Origin of the sequence: Bradyrhizobium sp. 142, assembly GCF_023074015.1 — a bacterium.
Classification (GTDB): domain Bacteria; phylum Pseudomonadota; class Alphaproteobacteria; order Rhizobiales; family Xanthobacteraceae; genus Bradyrhizobium.
Genome location: NZ_JADPKQ010000411.1, coordinates 1 through 7,322, shown reverse-complemented (window position 1 = coordinate 7,322; position 7,322 = coordinate 1). Strand labels below are relative to the sequence as shown.

Sequence of the window (7,322 nt, the reverse complement as noted above, 5' to 3'; positions counted from 1 at the left end):
GTGCCCAGCGGGAACATCAATTGAAACGCTGGTCGCGGTCGAAGGCCATCGATGGGCGATCGAGGACAGCTTTGAAACCGCGAAAAACGAGTTCGGGCTCGATCACAACGAGAGCAGGTCCTGGCATGGCTGGCACCGTCATGTGTCCTTGGTGATGCTCGCCTTCGCCATGATGGCCGCGATCCGCCATCGCGCTAATCCGCCACCGCCCAAAAAAACCAAACGCCGCCCCCCGGCAAAAGCCAAAGCATACCCACGCCGCCGCTGATCCGTTGGTCAATCCAGGAAATCCGCCGCATTGCCATCAGACTTGCTCGAAAGCGTATTCAACCCGCACGCATCATCGCATGGTCTTTCTGGCGCAGAGCTCATCAGGCTGCCGCTCAACGCGCTCACGTCAAATCAAGAAGACAACTGTAATGCTAGGGAGTCGCTGCGCGGCCGCCGCCCAGCTTGTTGAAACTCACCATCCATTCCGGCAACGGCCCTCCGTCGCGATGACTGCCGCCTGCACAAGCCGCAGCCGATGCGGCAACCGCTCCAAGCAGGGTAGCGGCCGCGATCGAAAAGGCCACGATGATCGAGCTGCGACGCGTACGGGCAATGGCCATTTTGGAGTCCGCGATGATGCCATCGACGCGCCGCTCAGAATCTTGCGGCGACAGCCCGGTTGTGGCGGCGACCTGTTGGATTAGATAGGTCCGGTCATCGTTGATGACGCCACTATGGCTCGACGACGTCATCAGGATCCGCCCCGCCTCCCCGCGCTCCGCACTCATGTCGATGTTGGGCGGCCGTCGCATCGAACGAAACAGCTTGTCGAGCTCATAGCTCAGGAGCGGCTCGGCGACTGTGGTATTAACAGCGAGCGTTCGCGTCGCCGACCGATTAACTGTCGACGCTCCAATCAATGATGCCAGAGCCGCGCCAAGCAGAACCGCCAGCGCCCATGAAGTGAGGCCGTGCAGCCCGTCATGCCGTTCCACGTCCCCGCTTTCGGCAGCACCCACCGCAGCCCTCGCGCGGCCTGCGATATAGCCGCCCAGGCCGAATGCGATGATCGCCTGCAGAATCAAGTAAATGCCCGAAAGTAATGCAAGCGCGGCCGAGGCATCGCGCCACGTCGGCGAGGTCGAACTGACACCAAGCCCAACCGCAACACCGAAACTGATAAGAATGACCGACAGAGCGGCGGCGCAAAGCGCACCCGCGACAACAGGCCTCCACTGAACAGAGCACCCGTCCTCCCTGGATGGTACGACGGATTCGACGGTCATCTCAGCCATCCCTAGCGAAGACCGAAGAACGAAAGAATGGCCATAATGATGACAATCAGGCCAATCAGATAAATCAATTGGTGCATATGGACCCTCCTCATCGGGTTCCCTGCATCCAGATAATTGCAACTTGATAGGAAGGTTCCTACTCACCCTTTGCCCGTTTTGCCGCCTGGCCTGAGACGATGGCTAGTGCGGGCTGCCCGTCGAACTTGGCGTAATAGCCGTTGAGAAGATGAATGCCGGCCGATCCAGAGGTTGCAATGCACAGCCCGCGCCGGCGTGTTCACTTGGCGTAGGCGCAAGCATTGAATGCAGCGGCTTCTTCGTGGCGTACTTGGATGAACTTGATCCGGTCACGGCGTGCGGAGCGCCTCGATGATGCCGTTGATGCCATCACCCCGACGGCCGAAGAGGAGTTGACGGCGAAGTCGAGGAGCTCTCAACCAGGACATCTGATGCAGTGTAGGATACCATTGGATGCGTCTGAGTCGATTTTGCAAGTCATCTCCATCCAAGAGCAGCTGTTTCAGCGGCCGTTCCAATAAGCTCTCGCCAATAAGCTCTCGATTTTTCCGGAACATTTTTGCAAGGCGCGCGGTTGGTTTTGCCGAGAGGTGAACCATGCGTCGCAAGCTCTTGCACCAGTCCGATGGGCAGCGTACCCACGCGGTGGTCCTCAAAACCGGCGACAGGTCATGGAATGCCTGAAGTGCTTCGTAGCTGAAGAGAGGATTTCCGCCGCTCAGCTCACAGCCATCGGGGCGCTCGGAGATGCTGAGCTCTTGTACTTCGATTGGGACAAGAAGGACTATTTGCGCATTCCGGTGACAGCAGGTTGAGGTCGCGTCGCTGATTGGAGATGTGGCAGAGGATCCTTCAGGACATCCCGCCGTCCACGTTCATCTAATCGTCGGCAAGCGGGACGGAACAGCCCGTGTTGATCGCGCATCGGGATGGCACTACGATTCTTGGCAAGTGCCATTCTTTCCCGAAGGCTTGCCGCTCAGGCATCAACTGCAATATTAGGCAAGCCAGTTCGGGACCACGGAGTTCAACCGGGTGTTCTACCGGACGCCCACGCGTGAGGCCGTGAAGAGCTGGCGGGTGCCGACTGGCAAAGATTTCGTGTTCGCCTGGAGGAGCGAATCCGGCTCCTCGGCGACAAGACTGGTCCGATCCGGTTTCAACTCCCGCCGCAGTTTGAAGCCAATGCGGATCGGCTTGCTTCCTTTTTCAAACCGCTCTCCAAGAAGCGGCGTTACAGCATCGAAGTTCCCATCAGAGTTGGTATCAGCCACGCATCATGCTCTCGGACAAGAACGTCTCGCCTTGCCTGTCCGACCGCCATGATGCACCTGCGCCCTGGAATCGCACCGCGGATTTTGTCTATGTGGGCGGCCATGGACCTAGTCCTTGATGACGAGCTAGTCGGAGCCCTTCACCTTCTCGTTTCAACGTGATCAGTCAGGCTGACGACCCAAGGCACGCAGTTGGAACGAACACCACCGGGCCGGGTTGGTGGGAAAATTGGTTCGACCGTGCGAAACCCATAAAAAAGCGCGGCCGAGATCGGAGGAACCAGGATCATGAAACGCTTAATCATTGCTGTCGGCTGCATTCTCCTTGCGAGCCCCGCGCTGGCCCAATCGGTCGGCGAAAAGACCGGGATCAATTCTGCGCTTGGCGTCGCGCCCACCACCGCCGACTTCGTCAAGGAAGTCGCCATCGGCGACATGTTCGAACTGGAATCAAGCAAGCTCGCCGAACAGAAGGGCAACGCACAGGAGAAATCCTTTGCCCAGCAGATGGTGTCCGATCACACCAAGACCGGCAACGACCTGAAAGGCATGCTCAACAGCGGCAAAGTCAAGGCCGAGCTGCCGATGGCGCTCGACAGTTCGCACCAAAGCAAGCTCGACAAGCTGAAGGACCAGTCGGGCAAGGATTTCAGCTCGAATTTCGACTCCTATCAGGTCAGTGCGCACAAGGATGCGATATCGCTGTTCGAGCGCTACGCGAAGGGTGGCGACAATTCCGAACTGAAGGATTGGGCCGGGAAGACGCTGCCAACACTCAAGCACCACCTCGAAATGGCGCAGGAGCTTGGCAAGGCGCCGAGCGTCGGCCAGTCCAGTAAGTAGGGCCCTGCCTGATCTGACGAAAGGATGTCGGCAAGCCTGACGGCGTCTTCAGCGGACGCGGCTTCTCTCTGGTTGTCGGGCCAAAACGAGATGAACAGCAGATCGAAACCATCGCGCAGGGCACGTCGTGCACACCTCGGGACTGACGCTTGCCCTTAGGCTTTCGCAAATAGCACAAGGAGCCGAAAAGATGGCAGACCAGAAACTCATCGACCCAACGGGACGATGCCCGAGACCGCCGTTCAGGCAGTTGCAGCCCTGGCCGGCCTCGCCAGCAAAATGGATCCGCGGCCGGACCATGCGAAACCAGCTACAACGGCCCAGAGAGGCGCAAGGCCCAAGGGCGGACCGCCGATGAGGTCCGCTCACAGCCACTCTTACACGCCCCGCCTCGTCCTTAGGCGAGAAACCGGCTTCGCATGAGCGGCTTCCTGCCGGCTGTGGCCTTAATCGATCTCCTCGATCACTGTGCGTTCACGCGGCTCGATCATAAAAGTCCGATTGTCGCGATGTATGTAGCGGTATTCCCGCAAGGCGGGCGCCTCTCTGTATACCTCGCTCGGAAACTCCTCGATCTCAACGGTCTCTGGCACGCGCTCGCCGGTCCGGATTTCCGATCGCGCGGTGCTTCCGGTGGTCCGACCCTCGGCACGCGTCTTCGCGTGCTTGCGGACCACCTCGCGGTCACGATCCGAGAACTTGGAGCTGCTGCGCTCACGTGTTGTCGTTGTCGCAGTCGACTGTCCTGAATACGGCAGCACAGTCACGATCTTGTAATTCGCGGGATCGACGACGACGATCTCGTCTTTCACGAGCGCGAAGCTTAAGCCGCGATACTGCGGCACGATTTCGACGACATCAGGCGGCAGGGTTGCGAGCTGGATATCGCGCGGCACAACCGTCCCGACCGACAATGAGAAATTGACGTTGGTGACAGGCCGGACGTTGAGCCGCGAAATCGACTGGCTAATCCGGGTTTCCTGCTGCTTGTTGATATTGACGTCAGTTCGCGCCGCCGTCGGCGACGAGCCGCCACTCGGCGGAGCCTGCTGGGCCTGCTCGGTGACGGGTGCATTGGGCGCCTGCTGAGATTGGTTCGTTCCACTCGCACCCGGCGCCTGCTGAGCCTGATTGGTGTTTGCCGGCGGATTGGTGCTCTGCTGCGACGCGGGCGGGTTGGTAGTCTGCTGTGCCGACGAGCTCGTGCCAGTGCCCGCGGATGGCTGTGCGCCGGTGTTCGTCTGGGCCGATGTGCCCGAGGAAGGCTGCTTCTGTGCCTGAGGCGCCGACTGTCCCGTGCCCGGCGATGCTGTGTTGGGCTGTGCGGTTGGATTGGTCTGCGCTTGCGTCGGCTGGTCAACAGCCGGGTTACGCGGGTTTGGGGGCGACTGCGCGAACGCGGCGTTCGCGATCACCACTCCCAAAGCGGTGGTTGCCAGAAGACGGATCATTGCTCACTCTCCCTCTCGAATGTGTCCTTTTCTGCTCCAGTTAGTCTAACCTGCGTTAGAACGCACGGTTCCACTTTTCCCGAGGAACGATGCCTTTCGCGTGGTTGGCCTCGGCGCGGGTGTCCTGATCCAGCGCTTACGTGTGTGTCCAGGACGTAACGGCCGCCTGCGGTACAGTCGTGGGTCGTCCAAACCATCGGCCCGAAAGCTGATAGCCATAATTCGTCGTCGAGCCCGTGTTGTGATAACTCGAACGGGCGACCGTTCAGGCGGCCGTAGCGCTTCTATTGCTCAAATAGACCTGCCTTGCAATTTTTCCACCGCGGCTTCCTTTACAAAAACAGGGTCGACATCTTGCAGGTAGTGAACGATGCCGAAGAATATTGTGATCTTTTCCGACGGCACAGGCCAGGCCGGCGGAATCAATTTCGACGAAGCGCGGACGAACGTTTACAAGCTGTACCGCGCCTGCCGCTTCGGTCCGGACACGAAGGTCGAACCATCCGAACAGGTCGCCTTCTACGATGCCTGTCTCGGTTCGGCGTCCGATGGCGGTCATTTCAGGATTGGCTGGATGCGGTGGCTGTACAATCTCGCCAGCATGGCGACGGGCCTCGGGATCACTCGGAACATTGTCGATTGCTACGCCGCGATCATCGCCCTGTATGAGGAAGGCGATCGGATCTTCCTGATCGGTTTCAGCCGGGGCGCCTACACGGTCCGATCGGTTGCAGGGGTCATGACCCATTGCGGTGTCCCGCGCCATATGCCCGATGGCTCGCCCTTGCGCCGCGACCCAAAGAGCATCCACAAGCTGGCCGAGCATGCGGTCAAGGATGTCTATCAATTCTGTCCATCCTACTCGCGCAAAAGTCTTGGATACCGGCGGTTCCTGCTGGAGACTCGAGACGCGATCGCCGCACAATTCAGACAGCAGTACGGCAGCACAATCACCGTAAACGGCGCTAGCGTGGACCCAAGAGTCTGGAGCCGTCTTCCATGTTAGAGCCCACAGCTCGGCTCGGCCGCATCGCTATCCTCTGGCGCGGCGACGAAGCGGCGAGCCGCAATGCCTCCCGAGAGACCAGCGGGTTCAAGGAAGTGTTCGCTGCGCTGGCCGATATTGGCGTCGATGCCGATCCGGTGGTCTATGGGGACAACGTCAGCGACGCAGTGCGCGCACAGCTCAGCCACGTTTGATGGCGTGCTCGTCTGGGTCAACCCCATTCACGAGGAGCGGAATCGCGCCAACCTTGACGCGCTGCTGCGCGAGGTCGCTGCGCGTGACGTGTGGGTGAGCGCCCATCCGGACGTGATCCTCAAGATGGGCACCAAGGAGGTCGCTCCATCGTACTCGTATGATGGGCTGGGGCTGCGACACGATCCTCTATCGAACGGCCGAGGCGATGCGCGTGGAATTGCCGTCACGGCTCGCCACTGGGCCGCGCGTCATCAAGCGCAACCGGGGCAACGGCGGTCAGGGCGTCTGGAAGATCGAGCTGCTGCCCAATCCAGGCAACCGGGTCGATAGTACGCGTGCTGGACGCCACGAAGGACGCAGCAGAGGAGCTGGCACTGGACGATTTTCTCGATCGGTGCATCGAGTATTTCCAAGACGGATGCGTGATCGATCAACCGTTCCAGGTGCGCCTGAGCGAAGGTGTGGTTCGCTGCTATATGGCCGGCGACCGTTGCGCGGGCTTCGGCCATCATAAGGTCAAGATCCTGGTGGACGCACCCGCCGCGCGCGCCGAAGCCGGACCGCGGCTCTATACTTCCAATGCCGACCCGCGCTTTCGGCACCTGCGCCGGTTGATGGAAGATGATTGGACGCCGCAGCTTATGTCCTTGCTGGATATCTCGAGGAGCGATCTCCCGATGATCTGGGACGCCGACTTCATGCTCGGCCCGCCCGACGCCCACGGAGCCGACAGTTACGTGCTCGGCGAGATCAATGCGAGTTCGGTGTTCCCAATCCCCGATGAGGCGCCGGCGGAGATTGCACGCCGGGTTGCCGATCGGCTGCAGTCGAAGCTTTGAGTGGTCAATGGTTTACGCACCGTAGTGCCGGCACTCCTCGATCGCATTTGCGCGCCTGTCGGATGCCCGCCTGGACCTGAAGCTGAGTGAACGCCCGGTGTTATTTCCGAGATCTTGTTTTCTTATCGGTACGCCGCATAACTGACTTAGCGGCGCTTCGATAGTCCACCATAGGCTGCGTCGCCAGCACCACCTTGAGGTCAGACCGTAGCGCAATCACCGGATACCCCGGAGCGCCGACAGCACCGTCGAAAGCGTCGCCAACTCCACGCCTGGCTCAACGCGGATGCGCGCTCCACTCACCTCGATCTCGATCACCCCGCAGGGCTTGGCCGGCCGCGCGGCGATCTCCAAAGGCGTCGTTTGTGCCGGCGAAATACGCTCGGACTCGCCAGCTGTCCCGCCACCGC

At 60.3% G+C, this 7,322-nt stretch carries 8 protein-coding genes and 2 pseudogenes; 6 read left to right on the top strand and 4 right to left on the bottom strand.

All coding sequences use genetic code 11. The annotated features are described in order from the left end of the window. On the top strand, positions 1-268 hold a 268-nt coding region (locus IVA82_RS37820; protein ID WP_247493807.1), incomplete at its 5' end, for a transposase. 154 nt (positions 269-422) lie between these two features. On the opposite strand, the gene IVA82_RS37815 is transcribed toward IVA82_RS37820, so the two are convergent. Both IVA82_RS37815 and IVA82_RS49230 read right to left on the bottom strand, forming a co-directional pair. Next, positions 423-1,277 (bottom strand): hypothetical protein, encoded by an 855-nt coding sequence (locus IVA82_RS37815; RefSeq protein WP_247391058.1) that lies wholly within the window; start codon positions 1,275-1,277, stop codon positions 423-425. 356 nt (positions 1,278-1,633) lie between these two features. After that, positions 1,634-1,903 (bottom strand): hypothetical protein, encoded by a 270-nt coding sequence (locus tag IVA82_RS49230; protein ID WP_346658818.1) that lies wholly within the window; start codon positions 1,901-1,903, stop codon positions 1,634-1,636. 72 nt (positions 1,904-1,975) lie between these two features. On the opposite strand from IVA82_RS49230, the gene IVA82_RS37805 reads away from it, so the two are divergent. From IVA82_RS37805 to IVA82_RS37795, 3 genes and pseudogenes are all read left to right on the top strand, one after another. After that, positions 1,976-2,119 carry a hypothetical protein gene (locus IVA82_RS37805; protein WP_247391056.1) on the top strand — a complete coding sequence of 48 codons (144 nt, stop codon included), beginning with the start codon at positions 1,976-1,978 and terminating at the stop codon, positions 2,117-2,119. A gap of 67 nt (positions 2,120-2,186) precedes the next feature. Continuing rightward, positions 2,187-2,688 (top strand): annotated as a pseudogene (locus IVA82_RS37800) (DUF72 domain-containing protein); the annotation flags it as partial. A 178-nt stretch (positions 2,689-2,866) separates the two neighbouring features. Beyond that, positions 2,867-3,421 carry a DUF4142 domain-containing protein gene (locus IVA82_RS37795; RefSeq protein ID WP_247391054.1) on the top strand — a complete coding sequence of 185 codons (555 nt, stop codon included), beginning with the start codon at positions 2,867-2,869 and terminating at the stop codon, positions 3,419-3,421. Positions 3,422-3,867: 446 nt separating this feature from the next. On the opposite strand, the gene IVA82_RS37790 is transcribed toward IVA82_RS37795, so the two are convergent. Beyond that, positions 3,868-4,872 carry a DUF1236 domain-containing protein gene (locus tag IVA82_RS37790; RefSeq protein ID WP_247391053.1) on the bottom strand — a complete coding sequence of 335 codons (1,005 nt, stop codon included), beginning with the start codon at positions 4,870-4,872 and terminating at the stop codon, positions 3,868-3,870. A 385-nt stretch (positions 4,873-5,257) separates the two neighbouring features. On the opposite strand from IVA82_RS37790, the gene IVA82_RS37785 reads away from it, so the two are divergent. Then, complete coding sequence (locus IVA82_RS37785) at positions 5,258-5,878, top strand: DUF2235 domain-containing protein (RefSeq protein WP_247391051.1); 621 nt, start codon at positions 5,258-5,260, stop codon at positions 5,876-5,878. Further along, positions 5,872-6,912: pseudogene (locus IVA82_RS37780) on the top strand (Cj0069 family protein). The gene IVA82_RS37785 and the pseudogene IVA82_RS37780 overlap by 7 nt, the downstream one beginning before the upstream one ends. 216 nt (positions 6,913-7,128) lie before the next feature. On the opposite strand, the gene IVA82_RS37775 reads toward IVA82_RS37780, so the two are convergent. After that, on the bottom strand, positions 7,129-7,322 hold a 194-nt coding region (locus IVA82_RS37775), incomplete at its 5' end, for a hypothetical protein (RefSeq protein WP_247493356.1).